Here is a 19,176-nt window from a genome sequence, read left to right as displayed (position 1 = left end):
GATAATTTATCGAATATCATGCCCTAACTTTAGCGTTCAAGCAATAAAAAAAACCTATGAAAAAATTAATCTTATTACTTATGCTCGCTGTTTCCTTTGGCTCAGTAGCCAAAAAACCAGATTCACGTTACTATGAAATGCGCATTTATTATTGCCATCCAGGACGTTTAGACGCTTTGGTGCAACGTTTTACGAATCATACCACTAAAATTTTCGAAAAACACGGTATGACCAATGTGGGTTATTGGATTCCAAATAACAATTCGGAAAACACTTTGTATTACATCTTATCATACCCTAGTCAAGCAGAGCGCGATTCATCTTGGAAAAAGTTTGGACGTGATCCAGAATGGAAAGAAGTTGCTAAAAAATCGGAAGAAAGCGGCAAGATAGTTGCCAAAGTGACTAGTATTTTCATGCAAGCGACTGATTTTAGCCCACAAATTAAACCGTCGAAAGCTGCGGAAGATCGGACATTTGAAATGCGCACGTATACGGCCATGCCGGATAAATTACCCAACGTGTTAGCTCGTTTCAGAAATCATACGCTTAAATTATTCAAAAAACATGGCATGGATAACATTGCTTACTTTACGACCATTCCAAAAGATGGATCGCCAAGCAAGTTGTTGTATTTCATTGCCCACAAAAGCGAGGCTGCCGGGAAAGCGAGTTTTGATGCATTCCGTTTAGACGCCAAATGGTTAGCTGTTAAAGAAGCCTCTGAGAAGGACGGTAAAATTGTGGACAAGGTAGAAACTATGTACTTGAGCCCGACGAGTTTCTCAACTATACGATAAAATCCTATCTTTGCGCGTGGAATTAACATCCACGCGCAATCTATGGAATGGATTAAAAAAGGGAATATTTTCAATGCTTGCCATGCCCAAGTACCTATTGTTGATACACATCACGATGGTTTTTGGCGAGTTTATTATTCCAAAAGAGAAAATCGCGGCCCCAGCAAACCTTACTTTTTCGATGTAGAAGCAGGTAATCCCGCTAACATCTTACGCCATGGCGAAGGCCCCATCTTGGAACCAGGAGAACGCGGAAGCTTTGATTGGGCGGGCGTCATGCCCACCGAAATTTGGCAAGTTGGCCATTTAAAATACCTCTATTACATCGGTTGGGCCAACCGAATCGATGTCCCCTACCATAACAATCTTGGCTTAGCTATCAGTAAAGATGCAGGTCAAACCTGGGAAAAATTTTCTTCGGGTCCAGTCTTTGCTACTTCCCACCGCGAACCAGGCTATGTAGGCACCATCTCCATTATCGAGAAGGATAATTTGTTTTATGGCTACTATTTATCTTGCCGCAAATGGGAAGAATTGAATGGGCGGATAGAGCCAATCTATGACATCAAAATTGCCACGTCCGAAAATTTAATCGATTGGACTCCACTTAACATCACCGCTATCGGACTCGAAGCTGGCGAAGGAGGTATCTCAAAAGCATCCGTTTTAGCATTGAATGGCACATATTACCTTTGGTATGCCATGCGAAAATCTACTAATTACCGAGAAGATCCAGCCAATTCCTACCGTATTAAATGCACAGTTAGCACCGATTTACGTACATGGACCAAAATAGATACGGCCGGACTTGATATCTCTCCCGAGAGCACTTGGGAAAACATTATGGTTGAATATCCGCATGTATTTACACACAAAGAATCCACCTATATGTTTTACAATGGAAATGGATTTGGAGAAACAGGCATCGGTTTTGCCGAATTATCGTAGGTATGAATTATAGCTATTTAGATAAAGACGTATTCGGTTATCCGACCCTACCGGAGCATCCTAAATTAAGCATTTGCCTAATTACCTATAAACATGCAGACTATATTCGGACATGTTTGGATAATATTTTAAGCCAACAAGTCAATTTTAGCTATGAAATCATTCTTGGTGAAGATCATTCGCCGGATGACACAGCAGCAATTGTTGCTGAATATGCAAATTTGCATCCTACGAAGATTAAGGCATTTATACGTACTGAAAATGTAGGAGGCAAGATCAATTTCCTACATTGCTTTTTACAGTGCCGCGGCGAATATGTCATCTTTATTGAAGGAGATGATTATTGGACAGATAATACCAAATTGCAGCAACAAATTGATTTTCTGGATGCGCACCCGCAAGCTTCAGCTTGTTTTCACAATGCTGAAATTGTGTATGAAGATTCCAGTGGGCGATTAAACGAATTCATTAATGGACCTGGCCAAGCGCTTTGGACGAATACACCTGATTTAATTAGTGAAAAAGAAGCCTGGTTTATGGCTACGGCTAGTGTTATGATGCGGCGCGTGCATGTTGACACGTTGCCCGAATGGTTCGTAACCTGCAAAAGCGGCGACATCCCTATGTATGTCATTTTAGCTGAAAAAGGCCCCATTGGCTACATAGATAAATGTATGTCGGTGTACCGCAAAAATCTAGGGGGACAAAGTTTCACCGACAATACGCAATCGAAAGCATTCATTGACAATCGAATTTTCATGTATGCGAAGATCAATGAATACACGCATTTTAAATACAATCAATTGATTCGTACTATTTTGGCTAGTTACCACGTATTGTTGATTAATTGTACCGAAAACAAATCATCACTTCATAAACGCATCTACCATCTTTTGGTAGCCTACTACATGTTCAATGAGTTAAGTTTCAAAAAACTTAAGTGGTTAGTCAGAGATCATCTAATTACAACTGAAAGCACGTTGGCCTACCTCAACTTCCGAAGTAAACTCAACCGCTTAATCGGCAAATAAATGGTCCACAGAGATATTTGGAATTTAGCAATAAAAAAAGCAATTTTAGCCCAAAGCTTTTAGCTAAAACCTATTCTAAATGAAACAACATTACGTGCGCCCACTCATCATGGCATCTTGTTTAGGCATGCTTGGGATTAGTGCATTTCAAGCCAATCAAGCGCCTAAATCAGGAACTGTTCCCGCAGACTCACTTCGTGAGTTTCATACTAGTTTAGTCGTTCACCCGGAGGTTCAGATTACCACATTTTCGACTGAGCCAATGTTGAAGAATCCCACCAACATGGACATTGATTCGAAGGGAAGAGTTTGGATTACTGAGGCCTATAATTACCGACCGGCTATAAGTGGAAATCCAACTAATCCGAAGGGTGATCGCATCCTTATTTTAGAAGATACGAATGGCGATGGTGTAGCGGATTCTCAGAAAATTTTCTATCAATCTCCGGAGCTAAACGCGCCCTTGGGTATCGCTGTACTGGATTCGATGGTCATTGTATCTCAAAGTCCGTACATCTGGAAAATGTTTGACGACAACCGAGATGGCGTTGCGGACCGGAAAGAGATACTTTTTCAAGGCATAGGTGGTGAGCAACATGATCACGGAGCGCATGCATTTTCTTTTGGACCAGACGGTAAATTATATTTTAACATTGGCAATGAAGGAAAACAATTGCTAGACGCCAAAGGAAAACCTGTACTCGACCAAGATGGAGACCCTATCGGACCTACAAAATACAAACAAGGGATGGTTTTTCGCTGCAATTTGGACGGTTCTCAAGTCGAATGCCTAGGCCATAATTTTAGAAACAATTTCGAAGTGGCCGTTGACTCCTATGGAGCACTTTGGCAGTCGGACAATGACGACGATGGCAACAAAGGTGTACGTATAAATGCCGTATTCGAACATGGGAATTATGGGTATACGGATGAAATGACGGGGGCTGGTTGGTCTGCCAACAGGACCAATATTGAACCTGAAATCCCATTAAGACATTGGCATTTAAATGATCCGGGGTCGATGCCCAATTTATTACAAACGGGATCAGGCTCGCCAACGGGCATGATTGTTTATGAAGGAAATTTATTGCCTACTGTTTTTCAAGGTCAAATGATTCATACAGATGCAGGCCCAAATGTTGTAAGGGCATATCCTGTAAAACCGAAAGGAGCTGGATATGAAGCCAGTATCGTTAATTTAATTGATGGTTCAAAAGATCAGTGGTTTCGTCCGGCCGACGTAACAGTTGCACCCGATGGTTCCGTATTTGTGGCTGATTGGTACGATCCCGGCGTGGGAGGGCACCAAGCGGGTGACCAAACTAAAGGAAGAATTTACCGCATCGCACCAAAAGGGCATGCTTACCGTGTTCCAGCACTTGATTTAACTACTCCATCAGGCGCATTAGCAGCTTTAAATAATCCAAACTTGGCCACGCGCTATTTAGGCTATCAAAAATTAGTGCAATTGGGATTAGCAGGTCTTGAAACGGCCTATTCTATAGAAAAAAATCCGCGATTAAAGGCACGTGCCTTGTGGATGTTGATTCAAGGTCCCAAAGGAGCAAGTTTTATCGAAAAAGCAGTTCAAGATACCGACCCTAACTTCCGCATGTTGGGCATACGCGCGATGAAACGTTTACCTTTTGCAAGCTGGCAAGCCCATGCACAAAATTTACAAAAGGACCCTAATCCTCAAGTTAGACGGGAATTAGCCATTGCCTTGCGCCACATTGCCACGCCGGAAGCGGACGCAATTTGGACAGCCTTGGCTTCACAATATGATTCGGCGGATCGCTGGTATTTGGAGGCCTTGGGAATTGGGGCTGATGGGAATTGGGATACGCGTTTATCGTCATATTTAGCTTCAAATCAATTAAATCGCGATGTAATTTGGCGGGCACGTTCATCGAAATCAGTGCCGTATTTAGTTTCTTATGTTCGTGAAGCGAAACCATTAACCGAAAAACTACGCTATTTCAGGGCATTTGATTTCGTACCAGGAAATGAAAAATCGCCCCAATTAATGCAAGTTATCAACGAATCGATACAAAAGGAACCTAGCTTAGCTATGGTAGCCTTGCGCCACATTTCGGCTGAATACATCCAGCAAAATCCTGCAGATCGAAAAACCGTCATCAGTATGCTGGCCAAAGTAGAAGGGAATGAATATTTGGAATTAATTGAAAAGTATAATTTAACAGAAATGGCTCCTAGCCTGCTTAAAGACCTGTTAGCTGGGAAAAATAGTCGGCCAACAACCAAAGTTATTTATGCCTTGAATCAAGGGGGGTTAATTCAAACTAAATTTAAATCGGGCACAATTGCGGAAAAAAAAGCAATTATCGAGGGGGTTCGTTGGCAAGGTAACAACGAAAGCTTAACCCTCCTTTTAGCCGTTGTAAATGATCCGAAAATCGATGCGAACGTTCGTCGGGATGCGGCACGTGGCTTGGGCAATTCCTATCCTAAAGGTGAGGATTTGGTATTAAAATTATTGAAAAATAAAGAGGTACCAACTAATCTAATTCCATCTGTGGTAGAATCGGTTAGTAAGTCTTGGCGAAAAGGAGTCCGTATGGAAGCAATTACGTATTTAACTGGCGCTAACGCTCAAGCCAAAGTAAAACATCCACCTTTAAATGATTTACTTTCTCAAAGAGGCGTAGTTTTGGCTGGTAAAAAAGTATATGTAGATCAATGTTCGATGTGCCATCAGGTAAATAACGAAGGCATTGATTTCGGCCCCAAACTTGGTGAAATTGGATCAAAATTATCACGTGAAGGAATGTATATGTCGGTACTTCACCCCAATGCCGGTATCGGATTTGGCTATGAAACATTTGAAATTAGTACTAAAAAGGGAGATACATATCAGGGAATAATTACCTCAAAAAATGAAACGGACATTATCATGCGTTTACCTGGTGGTGTTTCACAGAATTTTAAAACTTCCGCACTAAAATCGGTCAAGCAATTGCCAAATTCGCTGATGCCGGAGGGATTAGCGGACGGGATGTCAACGCCCGAATTAGTTGACCTAATGGAATATTTAAACACATTAAAGAAAAAATAATATGAATCGCAGAAACTTTTCACAGCTGTTAAGTGCAGGTCTATTCACCGCAGGAATAAATTCAACGGCTAAAGCACAATCGGCCGCACAAGCACCATTTAGCTTAAAATATGCACCCCATTTTGGCATGTTTCAACAACATGCAGGGAAAAATGAAATTGACCAACTGAAATTCATGTATGACATGGGTTTTCGAGCGTTAGAGGATAATGACATGATGGGTAGACCCGTTGAAACCCAAGTAAAAATAGGCGAAACCTTAGCGCGCTTAGGCATGGACATGGGAGTTTTTGTGATCAAATTTGATGGATTTTTCGATAAATCACACATGACATCGGGAGATAAAACTTGGACTGATACATTTCTACAAGCTTGTCACAAGGCAGTCGACACTGCGAAGCGCGTTAATGCGAAATGGGCAACAGTAGTACCCGGAAATTTCAGTCGGCAATTGCCTATGGGAATTCAAACGGGCAATGTCATCGAGGTTTTAAAACGCGGAGCTGAAATCCTTGAGCCTCATAATTTAAAGATGGTTTTGGAGCCTTTAAGTGACAATCCAGATTTATTTCTACGTTATTCAGATCAAACATACAGCATTTGTAAAGGCGTGGGAAGTCCATCTTGCAAAATCTTATTTGATATTTACCACATGCAACGAAATGAGGGAAATCTGATCAACAACATGAATCGTTGTTGGGACGAAATCGCCTACATCCAAATCGGCGATAACCCAGGACGTAAAGAACCAGGAACTGGTGAGGTTAATTATCAAAATGTCTTTAAACACATAAAAAACAAAGGATTTCAAGGGGTTCTAGGTATGGAACACGGTAATTTCCACCCAGGAAAAGAAGGTGAATTAAAACTAATTGAGGCGTATCGCAAGGCGGATCTTGTCTAAATCAGTTTTTATTTAGATATTAGCCTAATTATTTAATAAAATCTAATGGAAGCAGTATTTAAAGCGATTAACGACCAAACACGTCGCGAAATTTTACACTTACTCGTGGGCGGTCCATGTAACGCAGGTGAAATTGCTAAGCAATTTCAAATGACGAAGCCTAGTATCTCGCATCACTTAGATTTATTGAAACAAGCTTCGCTAATTTTAGCTGAGAAAAAAGGCCAATTTATCCTATACTCGCTAAATAAGGAGGGATTTACGCAAATACATCAGTGGTTTCAAGGCTTTGCGACTCATTTTGAATTCCCTAAACCAAAGATCAGATTATAAAATAAAAACGGTATTTTTGCCCAAAATATAGATACGTATGTGCGCTCAACTCGCTAAGTCTTTTTCATTTGTGAGATCTGAAATTCCAGCTGAATTTGTTGGCCTTGGAGTCATTCAATTACCACCTCGTAATTTTTTCCAGTCGATTGGTGATTATTTTGCTGAAAAATCCGGCAAACAACGTATTTCATTTATGGCCGTAGGCGCACATGAAATCAAGAAAATTCATACGCAAGGATCGAGCATTCTTCAATCTACTAGTGTTCCTAAAAACTTGATTGAATCCATTTCAATTCGGGAGGATAAAACTTCGGATGGTTTGGTTGCTATTTCGCACATCGATATTGTTGAATGTATTTCAGTTGACAAAAAGGGCAATAAAAAACTCAAGTCGCACTATTTCAAATTAATGCCAGCTCTGCTTGGAGAAAACACCTCTCCTATTCAAAATGTGGTTGAGATTACCGAAGCGCACAAATCAAAAAAGTTAATTATCGAAACGTTGACCACTTGGGAAACGGCGATTGAAGCCTAATTATCCATTGCTTTTTGAACATCCAAAACCAACAAATCCTTGGATTTGTACGCGACAATGGATACTAAAACCATCGTGGCACATGCACCTAGTATTACAGAGGGCACTGTCCCGAAGAATTTAGCTGCCACACCTGACTCAAAAGCGCCCATTTCATTCGAAGTACTCACAAACACCCCATTTACAGACGATACCCTTCCCCGCATTTCATCCGGTGTAAATACGCGCAGGACAGTTTGGCGAATCACCACACTGATTGAATCAAAGGCCCCTGTAAAAAATAAAGCAACGACTGAAATCCAGAAATTAGTTGAAAAACCAAAAACAAAAGTTGCGATTCCAAATCCGGCGATGGCCAACAATAAATTCCGCCAAGCATTTTTTAATGGGGGAAAATAAAGCATCAGCAACATGGTTAGTACAGCGCCAACCGATGGAGCAGCTCGAAGTACACCCAAGCCTTCAGCGCCTACCCGTAAAATATCTTCCGCGTAGACCGGTAAAATTGCGATTACTCCACCAAACAACACAGAAAATAAGTCCAATGAAATCGCATATAAAATTATTTTAGTCTTAAAAACATAGGTGATCCCCTCACGTAAACTCAACCAAATCGAATCATGCAACGTATTTTTGGGAGGGATTGGTCGGCTATCTATAAAAAACAGACAAGCCATCACGACGAGTAACAACCCAATTACAGTCACAAGCGAACCTACCAAGCCAGCGTAAGCATACAAAAATCCAGCAACACCCGGCCCTAAAATAGACCCCAATTGCCAAAAAGAACTATTCCACGTAGCTGCATTCGCAAATACATCCTTAGGAACTAAAAATGGATTCAAAGAGGATGCCGCCGGAGTGAAAAATCCCTTCGACAAACCAATTAAAAAAATAACAAAATAAATGGCATAAATATGAAAATCAGCATCCTTCGAATCTAATTGCAAGGCTGAGTATAGCAATAAAAAAGAGCCTAAAATTATCACCAGCAATGAATTTTGCATGATTTTTTTCTTGTCACGATTATCGGCTAAGTGTCCTCCAAACAACACCAACGAAATATAAGGAACTGCCTCAGCTAAACCAATCAGCCCCAAAGCCAGCGGATTGTGCGTCAACTTATATATTTCATAGGCTAAAATTACCTCCTGCATCAATAAGGCAATCGTAAAAAACGTATTTCCTGTCACATAAGCCCTAAACTCTGGGAAACGCAATGCCTGAAATGCATCCTTATTTTTAAAATAACTCATAGACGAAATAAACTAATGGACTCAAAAATGCTAATTCTCCAACCCAACGACGCTGTAAATTGGGACTAAAATAATAAATCCCCACATGAATGCCTTGAATAATCGCAAGACACAAAGCTAACTCCCAAGAAAACTGCCAAGCAATGCAACCCAAAAGCCCGACTAAAATCCATTGAAGCCAATAAAAAACGAATCGAAAATCTGCTTTTCCCTCAAGCCACGTAAATAAAGACAAATTCATGAAGGCCAAAAAAAAGACATCTATAAATAAAAGCCAACTGAACTGACCCACAGCCAAACTAGGTAAAAATAATCCGCAAGCATATAAAATCGAAGTGAAAAATTCCTTTGGCAACCACACTCGATCCCAATAACGTATAGCCACACCATATAATACCATGCAAATACTTAGGCAAATACCTAAATATATTAATTCCCCAGAAATACAGCTTAATAAGTACCCCAAGACAAGTAATAGAAACAGAATGAACGAGCGAATTAACATGTAAAATCGCTGATGAAAGAAATGAATCGGATCGGTAGGCTGATTGACCAAATTATCAACTTGCCGATCAACTAAATAAAAAATCCAAACTGAAATGCCTAAGACCATTTGCTCAGACCAAGGCTGAATACCTCCCACCATCACTTTCCAAAGCATAGCCTGCATGGCCACCGCACCAAAAACAACATCCAAACTACTGAAATGAAAAAATCTAAGGAAGCGCATCTTTACTTTTTTCCACATGAATTTCATCTCCTACCGCAATCCTTCCCGATACAACCGGAACGGCTTGTTGGCCGAAATAAACCTTATTCCCAACCTTTCTAAACCTACTCAACACTTCCAGGATAGATTTGTCCACTTCTCCTGTTGATGGGTTTACGTTCACCAACTGACACCGAGCGCAAGGTTTTGCGCCAAATAAACGCACTGTTCCAAGTGAAAATTCTAACCAAGAATCCTCTTCAAATGCTTTTGCACCAGAAATAATGACATTAGCACGAAAGCGCATCCAATCAAAAGAGGCTCCATAATGATGTTCAACTGCCTGATAGGACGATTCAGAAGCAAGTAAAATAGGTAGTGAATCAGCAAAAGAACTTTGTTGGGACCCCGAAGTTTGATATTTAGATTCAATGCTACGAGGTGCAGTTGATTGGATTTGAACGAGTCGTACCGACTCATTCAGTAATTCAGAAAACCAGGCAGAAATGCCATCAGCAACTTCACGAACACGAATTTCATCATCCCATAAAGTCACATCAACCCAATCACCCAATGCTGGATTTACAGGTATAACACGATGATTTTGCGTTAGTTGATCCATAATCAAATAATCCGACCCATCTAATTTCAATACAAATCGCGTCAAATCTGGACGTGTCCGCTGTGTGATGAATTGCCCCGTTTTAGACACTAGCATAAATCGTCGGTCTCCTACTAAACCCAAGGAATCTACCTCCACTTGCTGCAATGCAACAGGACCCAGCGATTTAATCGGAAAAATAATGAGTTGGGATATGAATGGCTTAGACATCGTGCAAATTAGTAATTTCAAAAATAAAATCACTATCACGACTTGTAGGCTAGTTACTTCGAAATCTGAATCAAATGTGCTAAGTTTGTCCTTTGCCTTATAACACTAACCTATGAAACTAGTTGGCCTACCCTTAACCCTCTTATTCGCATACACATTTGGAACTTTTTCCGTTCATGCACAAGAAACATTGCGCTTAGAAGACGCGATTCAGCAAGGCTTACAAAATCAATTCGCAATTCAAATAGCGAAAAAGCGCGAAAAAATTGCGGAAAATGATAATACGTTGGGGAATGCAGGTTTTTTGCCAACAATTAATGGAACAACAGCCAAAAACTACGCAATATCGGGATTGAATCAAGAATTTTTTGGTGGAATACGTGCTCCATTAAACCAAAGTGGGGTTCGTTCAAACTCAGGCAACGCGGGTGTTGCCATGGCTTGGACATTATACGATGGTAATGGCATGTTCATTTTAAAAAATCGCTTTTCGGAATTGCAACAACTGGGTGCAAAACAAACGGAAACATCGATTGAAAACCTAATTGCACTAATTAGTACTACCTATTATGACATCATTCGTCAAGAATTACGGGTAAACAACTTTAAAAAAGGACTAGAAATTTCGAATGATCGCCTTAAATTAGCTAAAGATCGTTATGAAGTAGGCCAAGGATCCAAGGTAGATTATTACTCAGCTCAAGTTGATTTCAATGAGGATAAAGCACTATTACTAGCGCAAGAACAATCATTTGTCAATACAAAAATTAGCTTCAACGCCTTGCTAGTTCGTGCCATGCAAACCGAATTCAATGTACAGCCGGTCATTGATTTACTACCCAAACTTTCACTTGTTGAACTACGTGATTTAGCCTTGAAACAAAATCCAATATTATTAGCGGCAATTGTCAATAAGCGAATTACAGATTTGGATATCAAAAGCACCCAAAGCTTACAAATGCCACAAATTGATTTGCTTGCCGGTTACAACATGAATCAAGTAGAAAATGGCGCCGGTTTTGGGGTTCAAAGAGGTTCGAGTAATGCGATGAGTTATGGCTTGCGGGCTACTGTCAACATATTCGATGGCTATAACCAAAAACGCCGGGTACAAAATGCCAAGATTAATGCAGAGATAGCCCAATTGCAAGTGGATGAACTAAAAAACTCCTTAAGCTCCTCCCTCGAGCGCGCCTATGTCACCTATGAAAATGCGTTAAATTTAATCAACCTAGAATCCGAAAATTATACCATTGCCAAACAAAACATTGACATTGCCTTTGATCGATTCAAAGTAGGTATTGCCACATCGTATGAACTTCGTGAGGTTCAACGAAATGCCGTTGCTGCAGAAACACGCTTAATTGAAGCAAAATTTACAGCGAAATCGGTTGAGATTGAATTGATTCGATTGAGTGGCGGAATCTTATAATCCCTGCTCCTCATTTAATTGTTGTTGGTACAAATCATAGTACAATCGCTTTCCAGCCATTAGTTTGGCATGCGTTCCTTCTTCTACCAACTTACCATCTTGAAGCACAAATATCCGACTGGCTAATTTCGCAGAGGAAACACGATGTGAAATAAGTAAGCTAGTCTTATCCTGCATAATCGTACGCAAATGCGTCAGAATTTTATGTTCTGTTTGCGTATCAACAGCCGAGAGACAGTCATCCAAAATAAGTATCATTGGCTTTTTTGCGAGCGCGCGTGCAAGCGAAACGCGTTGTTTTTGGCCACCTGAAAGTGTCACACCACGTTCTCCTAAAAGCGTATTGTACTGATCCGGAAACTCCATAATATTTTCGTGTACATCAGCGTAACGAGCCGCTTGATGTAAATCTGACTCACTTAAATCATCTTGTCCAAAACGTATATTCTCCGCGATGGACGTCGAGAATAGAAAAACATCCTGCGGCACAAAACCTAAATGTTTACGCACATGTTGTATATCCCAATCTTTTAACGAAACGCCGTCTAACAAAATCTCACCTACAGAGGGATCATAAAAACGAGCCATTAAAAGCGAAATCGTACTCTTTCCTGAACCCGTCGTACCCAATAACGCAACCGACTCGCCCGGCATAATCTCTAAATTAATACCATGTAAAACAGCACGATCAGCTCCTGGATATGTAAAATGCACGTTTTTGAACGTCCAGCCCCCCTGAATCTCCTGCGTAATTTGTTTGCCAGGAACAAGTTCTGACTGAATATCCAAGAATTCATTAATCCGTTTTTGAGACGCAGCCGCTCGTTGGATTTGAGAACTGGTCCAACCCAGGGCAGTTACTGGCCAGGTCAACATAAATACGTACATGATGAATTCGGTAATGTTACCGATAGTCATGCGGCCGGCCATCACTTCTTGGGAACCTACGTAAACAACGAGCAAAGTGGAAAAACCGACTAGCAAGGAAATAAGGGGAGTAAACAAGGAATCAATGCGTACTAAATCCAAGGATTTACGCCGGTAATTAGCAGATGCCTCCGCAAAAGAAACAACCGATTGCTTTTCGCGCACGAATGATTTTAATACACGAATACCCGAAAAAGCCTCTTGTGCAAAAGTAGAAATGGACGATAATCCAGCTTGAATCTCCTCTGACTTCCGAATAATAAGCGAATTCACATAATAAATACTAAATGAAAGGATAGGAAGCGGCAAAAGCACATACCACATCAGCGTAGGACTCACATGCCACATGTAATAAATGACCAACGTGAATACAGAAATCAAATTGAGCCCATACATGATGCTAGGCCCTACATACATACGAACTTTACTTACATCTTCGGAGATACGTGCCATCAAATCACCCGTGTTTTGTTGGCGATAAAACGACAACGGCAAGGTTTGATAATGCGCATAAATCTCTTGTTTCATTTCAAATTCGATGTGACGCGACATGACAATGAGCGTTTGGCGTACCAAAAACAAAAACACCCCTTTAATGAAAGCCATCAGAACGATTAAACTCCCGTAGTAAAATAGAGTACTGGCAAAAACCTCGTAAAAGGCAGATTGCAGGTTAAATCCTTTAAATAGAAAATAAAGATTGATGGTTTCAGTAACCAAATCGAGCGCAAAACGAACAAGTTGGGCAGGTACAACGCCGAAAAAATTTGAGCCAAACGTAAATATGATTCCCAAAAAGAGTAACCACTTATAACGCCAAAAAAAAGTATTGAGATGACTTAACGCGCCCATGAAAATATTAATCAAACAAAGATAGCCCCTTTTTCAAATTAAAATAGCTAATTTTGTGTTTTCAAAAACAGAACGCTCTTTAATTTCGGATGGTAAACAGAAGATTACTTCGTGTCAAAGCATTTCAACAAATGTATGCTTATTGGACACAGGAACGTGCCCAATACTATTTGGCATTTGATGGTTTAGCCGCCATTTTCCAACCTGACTTATCACTTATGATTGCCAAAGAAGACCAAACTCCACGCTTGGAGGGCCTTCGCAAATTAGCCGAAATTCAATTAACTGAGTTTTTTCAAGGAATTCCAACTGAAGAAACTATTCCTGCCGAAGCCCTTGAAGCTGCCAAGTCGGTGCACCGCACATACAAAAACAACATAGCTAAAATAGCCAATGAGCTGAAAAAAGAAATGGTTGTGGAGGTAGAATCCATCTTCAAACAATACCTCAAATTACTTTATTACATTCAAGCACTTCCGATGATTGGACAGTGGGATGAGCAGCGCCGCCTACTGGAAAACCCAATCAAAACATCACTAATTGGCAAAAACAAAGTGTTAGCTATCATGCCGAAATGGCGTGATTTGCAGCAGGCGTTTGCCGAAAATAACATTGGTTGGTCCGAAGACGAGGAAAATATGCTGAAGAAAGTATTCATTGAAGGGATTCTTCCTGATGAAGCTTTTAGTACCTATTTACCTAACGCAGGAAAAGATGTTTCGGCAGATATCGAAATGATTAAATACATTTTGAAAAATTATCTGTTAAAACATCCAATCATGGCCGAATTTTTCGAGGAAAAAGATTTAAATTGGCACCTAAATAAGGATGTCGTAAAAAGTTTAGCGACCAAAACATTTAAAGTTGACGCCCTCGAAGACTTACAAATTCAACCCTTAGGTTTACAATGGGAAGATGACAAAAAATTCTTCGAAGAATTATTCGATTATTGCATAAAAGAAGACATTCAATTAACGCAATGGGTGAATGATCAAACGAAAAATTGGGAAACTGAGCGTTTGGCGACCACGGATTTAATTATATTAAAAATGGCAGTTGCTGAAATGATTCAATTCGCCAGCATTCCTGTTAAAGTAAGTATTAATGAATTCATTGAAGTAGCCAAAAACTACTCCACACCGAAATCAGGATCGTTTATCAATGGTATTCTCGATGTGATTTCAGTTCGTTTGATAAGTGAAAAAATTATTCAAAAATCAGGTCGAGGATTAATCGACATAGCAAGTAAATAATATGAGCAGATCATCAAAATCGTTTTGGGCATTCATCGTGGGTGCTGCCGCAGGTGCCGTATTAGGTATATTGTACGCGCCGGATAAAGGAGAAAACACCCGTGGAAAATTATATTTCCAACTAAACAAATATCGTGACCAACTAAAGCAATTGATTAACGATATGGTCGACGGAAAAGAAATTCCTGAAACATCCGCCAAATCAGAAGGCAAAAAAGTCGTTCAAGACACGAAACTAAAAGCTGAAAAACTATTGGAAGACGTGGAAAAAATGATGAGCCAAATCAAAGCCAAGTAATGCGGATAATCGGAATTTTAGGGTTGGCATTTTTATTTGTGGCTTGTGTCAACAAGCAAAAAGAGGCATTGAGCGCATCTGAAAATACCATTCCACTTGAATTACGACCAAGTCCTGAGAAACAAGCCAAATTGGTTTTTGATCAGCCCCTTATTTACCTCGGACGGATCCAAGAAGGCAAACAAATATCTTACACCTATCATTTTAAGAACAAAGGTAACATGCCCTTGCAAATCCTATCGGTGAATGCCTCCTGCGGTTGCACAACCCCTAAATGGACTAAGGAATTGATCCAACCAGAAAAGAAGGGATTCATCAAGGTCACTTTTGATTCGAAAGGGAAAGAAGGAAAATTACAGAAAACAGTTACGGTCTACGCGAATACATTGCCAGCCGATAATCAAATCGCATTTAAAATAGAAGTTTTACCTAATACCAAATAAACCAACCATGATCACCTTACAAGCAAACAACCCACAAATCATGCAAATCGTCCTTTTCGGAGGTATTTTTGTGGTATTTTATTTTTTCATGATTCGTCCACAACAAAAAAAGGCGAAAGAAGCGAAAAAATTTATTGAGGAATTAAAAACGGGTGATAAAGTCGTGACAATCGGCGGCGCACACGGAACAGTTATTTCCATACGTGAAAAAACAATTGTAGTAGAAGTAGATGCCAATAAAGGAGTCCGCATGATTTTCGAAAAATCTGCAATATCAAAAGATGCATCATCACGTTTAATTGAGGAATAAATAGATGCCAACTAGCCTGAAAACCTTTATTGGCATTACAGGCGGAATAGGATCCGGCAAATCGATGATTTGTCGGATTTTTTCAATGTTGGGCATTCCAGTATTCGAGGCAGATCTCGTAGCCCGAAATATCTGCGATACTGACCCCGAAGTAAAAGCAGCTATCTCCGAGGAGTTCGGTCCTCAGGCTTATCTAGCTGACGGAAAATACAACAGAGAAGGAATCAAAAAAATCTTACAAAAATATCCACAAGACATCGAGGTGCTTAATCAAATTATCCACCCCGCAGTACGCGAAGCAGCAGTGGATTGGCTTGAAAATGCCCCAATTGCCCCATTTTACCTCTACGAATCAGCATTAATCACACCAAGAAATAAACCGGAACACCTAGATCAATTAATCGCTGTATCTTGTCCGCTTGAAGAGCGAATATCTTACATTCAAAAAAGAAATCAAATGAGTTACATGCAAACCATGCAAATCATCGACATTCAACCTAAACCTGAAAGCTATACCAAAGACGCGGAGTTCGTTATAGAAAACAGTCAAAAAAAACGTGTTTGGCCACAAATTGAACACATTTACAGAAGTCTAGGTGGCGTCATGCTACTACTCTTAATCAGCATGAGCAGCTTTGGACAAATTAAAACAATGACCTTTAATATCCGACTTGATACGCATTCAGATGGTCAAGATCAATGGAAATACCGGGCAAAGCACTGCGTAGAATTAATTAAATATCATGATGCCGATATCATCGGGATGCAAGAAGCATTTATAAACCAAATCAACGATTTTGCCAAGGAGATGCCTGAATACAAATGGTTTGGTAAAGGACGTGATGATGGCAAAGAGGAAGGTGAATTCTCTCCCCTATTTTACAATACCCGTAAATTTAAATTAATCAAGGAAAGTACCTTTTGGCTCTCCGATTCATGTGAAAAAGTAGGTTTTGGCTGGGACGCAGCCTGCCGCAGAGTCGTTACATGGGGTCAATTTCAAGAGCTTAAATCCGGAAAAAAATTCTACGTTTTTAATACGCATTTTGACCATTTAGGAAAAATTGCCCGCCGCGAAAGTGCTAAATTAGTTCTTCAAAAAGTAGCTGAAATTGCAGGCAAATCAGCAGCCATCATTACCGGAGATTTCAACGCTACTCCTGATGATGAACCCATTCAAATACTAGTTGACCCCACTAATCCAAACAAACTCATTGACGCCGAAAAAATTAGCAAAAATGGCCATTATGGACCATATAGTTCATTTAATGGATTTAAGAAAGAACAAGAAGGTAGACATATTGATTATATTTTTGTGAAAAATGGGGTGCGTGTAAGCCAACATGCCACGCATTCAGAAACTTGGGGAAATCGGTATCCAACAGATCATTTCCCAGTCAGTGCAGTTATCGAATTGCCTTAAATCACCTTTGGAAATTGATACCGTAAAAGTTAACTTGCCGTATGGAAAATTTTATCGTTTCAGCCAGAAAATATAGACCCACCCAATTCGATTCGGTGGTTGGCCAAAACCACATAACCACCACCTTAAAAAATGCCATCAAGTCCAATCATTTGGCACAGGCATTTTTATTTTGTGGTCCACGTGGCGTAGGAAAAACTACCTGCGCACGTATTTTGGCCAAAACGATCAATTGTGAAAATATTGGAGCTGACGGTGAAGCATGTGGCACATGTCCCTCATGTACATCTTTTCAAGAAAACACCTCCTTAACCATTCATGAATTAGATGCAGCGTCGAATAACTCGGTTGAAGATATTCGTAACCTCATCGATCAAGTACGTTATCCTCCGCAGCGCGGACGCTATAAAATCTACATCATTGATGAGGTGCACATGCTTTCTGCATCCGCATTTAATGCATTTCTAAAGACATTAGAAGAACCTCCGTCCTATGCGATATTTATTTTGGCAACGACCGAGAAACATAAAATTTTGCCAACCATCTTATCCCGGTGTCAAATTTTCGATTTTAATCGAATTCAATGGAAAGATATGGCCAGTCATTTGGCATCCATAGCCACGAAAGAGAATATTGAAGCAGAACCAGCCGCATTGGAATTAATCTCCATCAAAGCAGATGGCGGATTGCGTGATGCGTTGTCGATGTTCGACTTAAACGTGACCTTTTCAACCGACAATACCCTTCGTCATAAGGACGTGTTGGAAAACCTGCATATTCTTGACAGCGATTATTATTTGCAAATTACGGATCACATGGCCGCCCAAAATCATGTGGGAGCTTTGGTTTTGCTGGATGAAATCATGCGAAAGGGGTTTGATGGCCAACAATTCATCTCGGGATTTATGGAGCATTTGCGGAATTTACTATTCGCGAAAGATCCACAAACCCTCGCACTCATGGAGATTAGCGATGAATCACGGACAAAATTTAAGCTACAGGCTGAAAAAACAAATACATCTTTCTTGCTATCGGCCATGAATATTTGCTCTCAATGTGAGATCAATTATAAAGCGGCAAAAAATCCACGATTACATCTCGAACTTTGCCTATTAAAAATAAATTACTTGCCTTCAGTATTCCAACCTGCGACGGAGGGCGGTGGCGGAAAAAAGGCTGAGCCCCAAGCGAAAGTCGATGGGGCCAAAATAACGGAAAAAGCTCCTGAACCTAATAAAACACCTATTTTAGAGCCGACACCCCCTGTAGTCAAAGAGGAACCTGTAATAGAAACTACCATTCCCGTAGAAGTTCCATCACCGCAAGCGAAACCAAATACGGTATCCGGATTACGCTCTGCTAAAAAAGTGGTTGACGCAAAAGGAACCGAGCAAACTTCCGAAGAGGTATTGGCTAGCCTAAGCAATGATCCAGCTAATTCGAAGGCCTTTACCATAGAAGAGCTGACGACGGTATGGAACCAGCTGGCAGCTGAATTCCAATCAGCGAATTTGATCAACAATTATGTGATGATGAATCGGCCCATCGAAATCATTGATTCAATTATTCACATAAAAGTGGAGAATGAAGTGCAGGTTCAACAATTCAACGAAAATATTCGCTTGGAGGTCCTAGGTAAAATTCGTGAGCGCTTACAAAATTACAGTATCGACATTGCTTTAGATGTAATCGAAACGGAAAAAAGTGATAAGAAGATGTTGTATACGCAATCTGATAAATATGAATTTCTTGCTCAAAAACACCCATTATTGAGTGAGATGAAACAGAAACTTGGCCTAGATCACGAATATTAG

At 40.3% G+C, this 19,176-nt stretch carries 18 protein-coding genes; 14 read left to right on the top strand and 4 right to left on the bottom strand.

The window, feature by feature from the left end:
* The first annotated feature begins 56 nt into the window (after positions 1 to 56).
* From AC1W6K_RS08595 to AC1W6K_RS08565, 7 genes are all read left to right on the top strand, one after another.
* Positions 57 to 800, top strand: coding sequence for an NIPSNAP family protein (locus AC1W6K_RS08595; RefSeq protein ID WP_481719156.1), 744 nt, complete (start codon positions 57 to 59; stop codon positions 798 to 800).
* A 42-nt stretch (positions 801 to 842) separates the two neighbouring features.
* On the top strand, positions 843 to 1,748 hold the full coding sequence (locus tag AC1W6K_RS08590; protein WP_481947171.1) for a hypothetical protein: 906 nt from the start codon (positions 843 to 845) through the stop codon (positions 1,746 to 1,748).
* Between the two features lie 2 nt (positions 1,749 to 1,750).
* Positions 1,751 to 2,779 (top strand): glycosyltransferase family 2 protein, encoded by a 1,029-nt coding sequence (locus AC1W6K_RS08585; protein ID WP_481947170.1) that lies wholly within the window; start codon positions 1,751 to 1,753, stop codon positions 2,777 to 2,779.
* A 79-nt stretch (positions 2,780 to 2,858) separates the two neighbouring features.
* Positions 2,859 to 5,855 (top strand): PVC-type heme-binding CxxCH protein, encoded by a 2,997-nt coding sequence (locus AC1W6K_RS08580; RefSeq protein ID WP_481947169.1) that lies wholly within the window; start codon positions 2,859 to 2,861, stop codon positions 5,853 to 5,855.
* Between the two features lies 1 nt (position 5,856).
* The gene (locus AC1W6K_RS08575; RefSeq protein WP_481947168.1) at positions 5,857 to 6,759 is read left to right on the top strand and encodes a hydroxypyruvate isomerase family protein; all 903 of its coding nucleotides are present in this window, start codon (positions 5,857 to 5,859) and stop codon (positions 6,757 to 6,759) included.
* Positions 6,760 to 6,804: 45 nt separating this feature from the next.
* The gene (locus tag AC1W6K_RS08570) at positions 6,805 to 7,092 is read left to right on the top strand and encodes an autorepressor SdpR family transcription factor (protein ID WP_481719151.1); all 288 of its coding nucleotides are present in this window, start codon (positions 6,805 to 6,807) and stop codon (positions 7,090 to 7,092) included.
* Positions 7,093 to 7,129: 37 nt separating this feature from the next.
* Positions 7,130 to 7,627 (top strand): hypothetical protein, encoded by a 498-nt coding sequence (locus AC1W6K_RS08565; RefSeq protein ID WP_481719150.1) that lies wholly within the window; start codon positions 7,130 to 7,132, stop codon positions 7,625 to 7,627.
* Here the strand turns inward: AC1W6K_RS08565 and AC1W6K_RS08560 are convergent.
* From AC1W6K_RS08560 to AC1W6K_RS08550, 3 genes are read right to left on the bottom strand one after another with little or no spacing between them, the layout of a single operon-like run.
* Positions 7,624 to 8,883 (bottom strand): MFS transporter, encoded by a 1,260-nt coding sequence (locus AC1W6K_RS08560; RefSeq protein ID WP_481947167.1) that lies wholly within the window; start codon positions 8,881 to 8,883, stop codon positions 7,624 to 7,626. The two genes, AC1W6K_RS08565 and AC1W6K_RS08560, sit on opposite strands and share 4 nt — an antisense overlap.
* Positions 8,870 to 9,613 (bottom strand): hypothetical protein, encoded by a 744-nt coding sequence (locus AC1W6K_RS08555; RefSeq protein ID WP_481719148.1) that lies wholly within the window; start codon positions 9,611 to 9,613, stop codon positions 8,870 to 8,872. The genes AC1W6K_RS08560 and AC1W6K_RS08555 overlap by 14 nt, the downstream gene beginning before the upstream one ends.
* A complete protein-coding gene (locus tag AC1W6K_RS08550) occupies positions 9,600 to 10,424 on the bottom strand; it encodes an MOSC domain-containing protein (protein WP_481947166.1) in 825 nt (274 codons plus the stop codon). Before AC1W6K_RS08550 ends, AC1W6K_RS08555 begins: the two co-directional genes overlap by 14 nt.
* A gap of 112 nt (positions 10,425 to 10,536) precedes the next feature.
* Here AC1W6K_RS08550 and AC1W6K_RS08545 point away from each other — a divergent pair, with 112 nt between their 5' ends.
* Positions 10,537 to 11,856, top strand: a complete 1,320-nt coding sequence (locus AC1W6K_RS08545; protein WP_481947165.1) for a TolC family protein — start codon at positions 10,537 to 10,539, stop codon at positions 11,854 to 11,856.
* Here the strand turns inward: AC1W6K_RS08545 and AC1W6K_RS08540 are convergent.
* Entirely contained in the window at positions 11,851 to 13,635 is a 1,785-nt protein-coding gene (locus AC1W6K_RS08540; RefSeq protein ID WP_481719145.1) for an ABC transporter ATP-binding protein, read from the bottom strand. The two genes, AC1W6K_RS08545 and AC1W6K_RS08540, sit on opposite strands and share 6 nt — an antisense overlap.
* An 89-nt stretch (positions 13,636 to 13,724) precedes the next feature.
* Between AC1W6K_RS08540 and nusB the strand changes: the two genes are divergently transcribed.
* Genes nusB through AC1W6K_RS08510 form a run of 6 tightly spaced genes read left to right on the top strand, consistent with a single transcriptional unit; the run spans position 13,725 to position 19,176 of the window.
* A complete protein-coding gene (nusB, locus tag AC1W6K_RS08535) occupies positions 13,725 to 14,888 on the top strand; it encodes a transcription antitermination factor NusB (RefSeq protein ID WP_481947164.1) in 1,164 nt (387 codons plus the stop codon).
* Between the two features lies 1 nt (position 14,889).
* Positions 14,890 to 15,186 carry a YtxH domain-containing protein gene (locus AC1W6K_RS08530; RefSeq protein ID WP_481719143.1) on the top strand — a complete coding sequence of 99 codons (297 nt, stop codon included), beginning with the start codon at positions 14,890 to 14,892 and terminating at the stop codon, positions 15,184 to 15,186.
* Positions 15,186 to 15,629, top strand: a complete 444-nt coding sequence (locus AC1W6K_RS08525; protein ID WP_481719142.1) for a DUF1573 domain-containing protein — start codon at positions 15,186 to 15,188, stop codon at positions 15,627 to 15,629. Before AC1W6K_RS08530 ends, AC1W6K_RS08525 begins: the two co-directional genes overlap by 1 nt.
* A gap of 7 nt (positions 15,630 to 15,636) precedes the next feature.
* A complete protein-coding gene (yajC, locus tag AC1W6K_RS08520) occupies positions 15,637 to 15,939 on the top strand; it encodes a preprotein translocase subunit YajC (RefSeq protein ID WP_395785021.1) in 303 nt (100 codons plus the stop codon).
* A 4-nt stretch (positions 15,940 to 15,943) separates the two neighbouring features.
* Positions 15,944 to 17,362 carry a dephospho-CoA kinase gene (gene coaE, locus AC1W6K_RS08515; protein ID WP_481947163.1) on the top strand — a complete coding sequence of 473 codons (1,419 nt, stop codon included), beginning with the start codon at positions 15,944 to 15,946 and terminating at the stop codon, positions 17,360 to 17,362.
* Positions 17,363 to 17,403: 41 nt separating this feature from the next.
* Entirely contained in the window at positions 17,404 to 19,176 is a 1,773-nt protein-coding gene (locus tag AC1W6K_RS08510; RefSeq protein WP_481719140.1) for a DNA polymerase III subunit gamma/tau, read from the top strand.

It is taken from the genome of Aquirufa sp., from assembly GCF_964796385.1.
This window is presented reverse-complemented; position numbering and strand designations above follow the sequence as displayed.

What these genes read in the sequence shown, in the direction of transcription:
- AC1W6K_RS08595 (WP_481719156.1), top strand. Translation starts at nt 57, where the DNA reads ATGAAAAAATTAATCTTATTACTTATGCTCGCTGTTTCCTTTGGCTCA.
- AC1W6K_RS08590 (WP_481947171.1), top strand. Translation starts at nt 843, where the DNA reads ATGGAATGGATTAAAAAAGGGAATATTTTCAATGCTTGCCATGCCCAA.
- AC1W6K_RS08585 (WP_481947170.1), top strand. Translation starts at nt 1,751, where the DNA reads ATGAATTATAGCTATTTAGATAAAGACGTATTCGGTTATCCGACCCTA.
- AC1W6K_RS08580 (WP_481947169.1), top strand. Translation starts at nt 2,859, where the DNA reads ATGAAACAACATTACGTGCGCCCACTCATCATGGCATCTTGTTTAGGC.
- AC1W6K_RS08575 (WP_481947168.1), top strand. Translation starts at nt 5,857, where the DNA reads ATGAATCGCAGAAACTTTTCACAGCTGTTAAGTGCAGGTCTATTCACC.
- AC1W6K_RS08570 (WP_481719151.1), top strand. Translation starts at nt 6,805, where the DNA reads ATGGAAGCAGTATTTAAAGCGATTAACGACCAAACACGTCGCGAAATT.
- AC1W6K_RS08565 (WP_481719150.1), top strand. Translation starts at nt 7,130, where the DNA reads ATGTGCGCTCAACTCGCTAAGTCTTTTTCATTTGTGAGATCTGAAATT.
- AC1W6K_RS08560 (WP_481947167.1), bottom strand. Translation starts at nt 8,883, where the DNA reads ATGAGTTATTTTAAAAATAAGGATGCATTTCAGGCATTGCGTTTCCCA.
- AC1W6K_RS08555 (WP_481719148.1), bottom strand. Translation starts at nt 9,613, where the DNA reads ATGCGCTTCCTTAGATTTTTTCATTTCAGTAGTTTGGATGTTGTTTTT.
- AC1W6K_RS08550 (WP_481947166.1), bottom strand. Translation starts at nt 10,424, where the DNA reads ATGTCTAAGCCATTCATATCCCAACTCATTATTTTTCCGATTAAATCG.
- AC1W6K_RS08545 (WP_481947165.1), top strand. Translation starts at nt 10,537, where the DNA reads ATGAAACTAGTTGGCCTACCCTTAACCCTCTTATTCGCATACACATTT.
- AC1W6K_RS08540 (WP_481719145.1), bottom strand. Translation starts at nt 13,635, where the DNA reads ATGGGCGCGTTAAGTCATCTCAATACTTTTTTTTGGCGTTATAAGTGG.
- nusB (WP_481947164.1), top strand. Translation starts at nt 13,725, where the DNA reads ATGGTAAACAGAAGATTACTTCGTGTCAAAGCATTTCAACAAATGTAT.
- AC1W6K_RS08530 (WP_481719143.1), top strand. Translation starts at nt 14,890, where the DNA reads ATGAGCAGATCATCAAAATCGTTTTGGGCATTCATCGTGGGTGCTGCC.
- AC1W6K_RS08525 (WP_481719142.1), top strand. Translation starts at nt 15,186, where the DNA reads ATGCGGATAATCGGAATTTTAGGGTTGGCATTTTTATTTGTGGCTTGT.
- yajC (WP_395785021.1), top strand. Translation starts at nt 15,637, where the DNA reads ATGATCACCTTACAAGCAAACAACCCACAAATCATGCAAATCGTCCTT.
- coaE (WP_481947163.1), top strand. Translation starts at nt 15,944, where the DNA reads ATGCCAACTAGCCTGAAAACCTTTATTGGCATTACAGGCGGAATAGGA.
- AC1W6K_RS08510 (WP_481719140.1), top strand. Translation starts at nt 17,404, where the DNA reads ATGGAAAATTTTATCGTTTCAGCCAGAAAATATAGACCCACCCAATTC.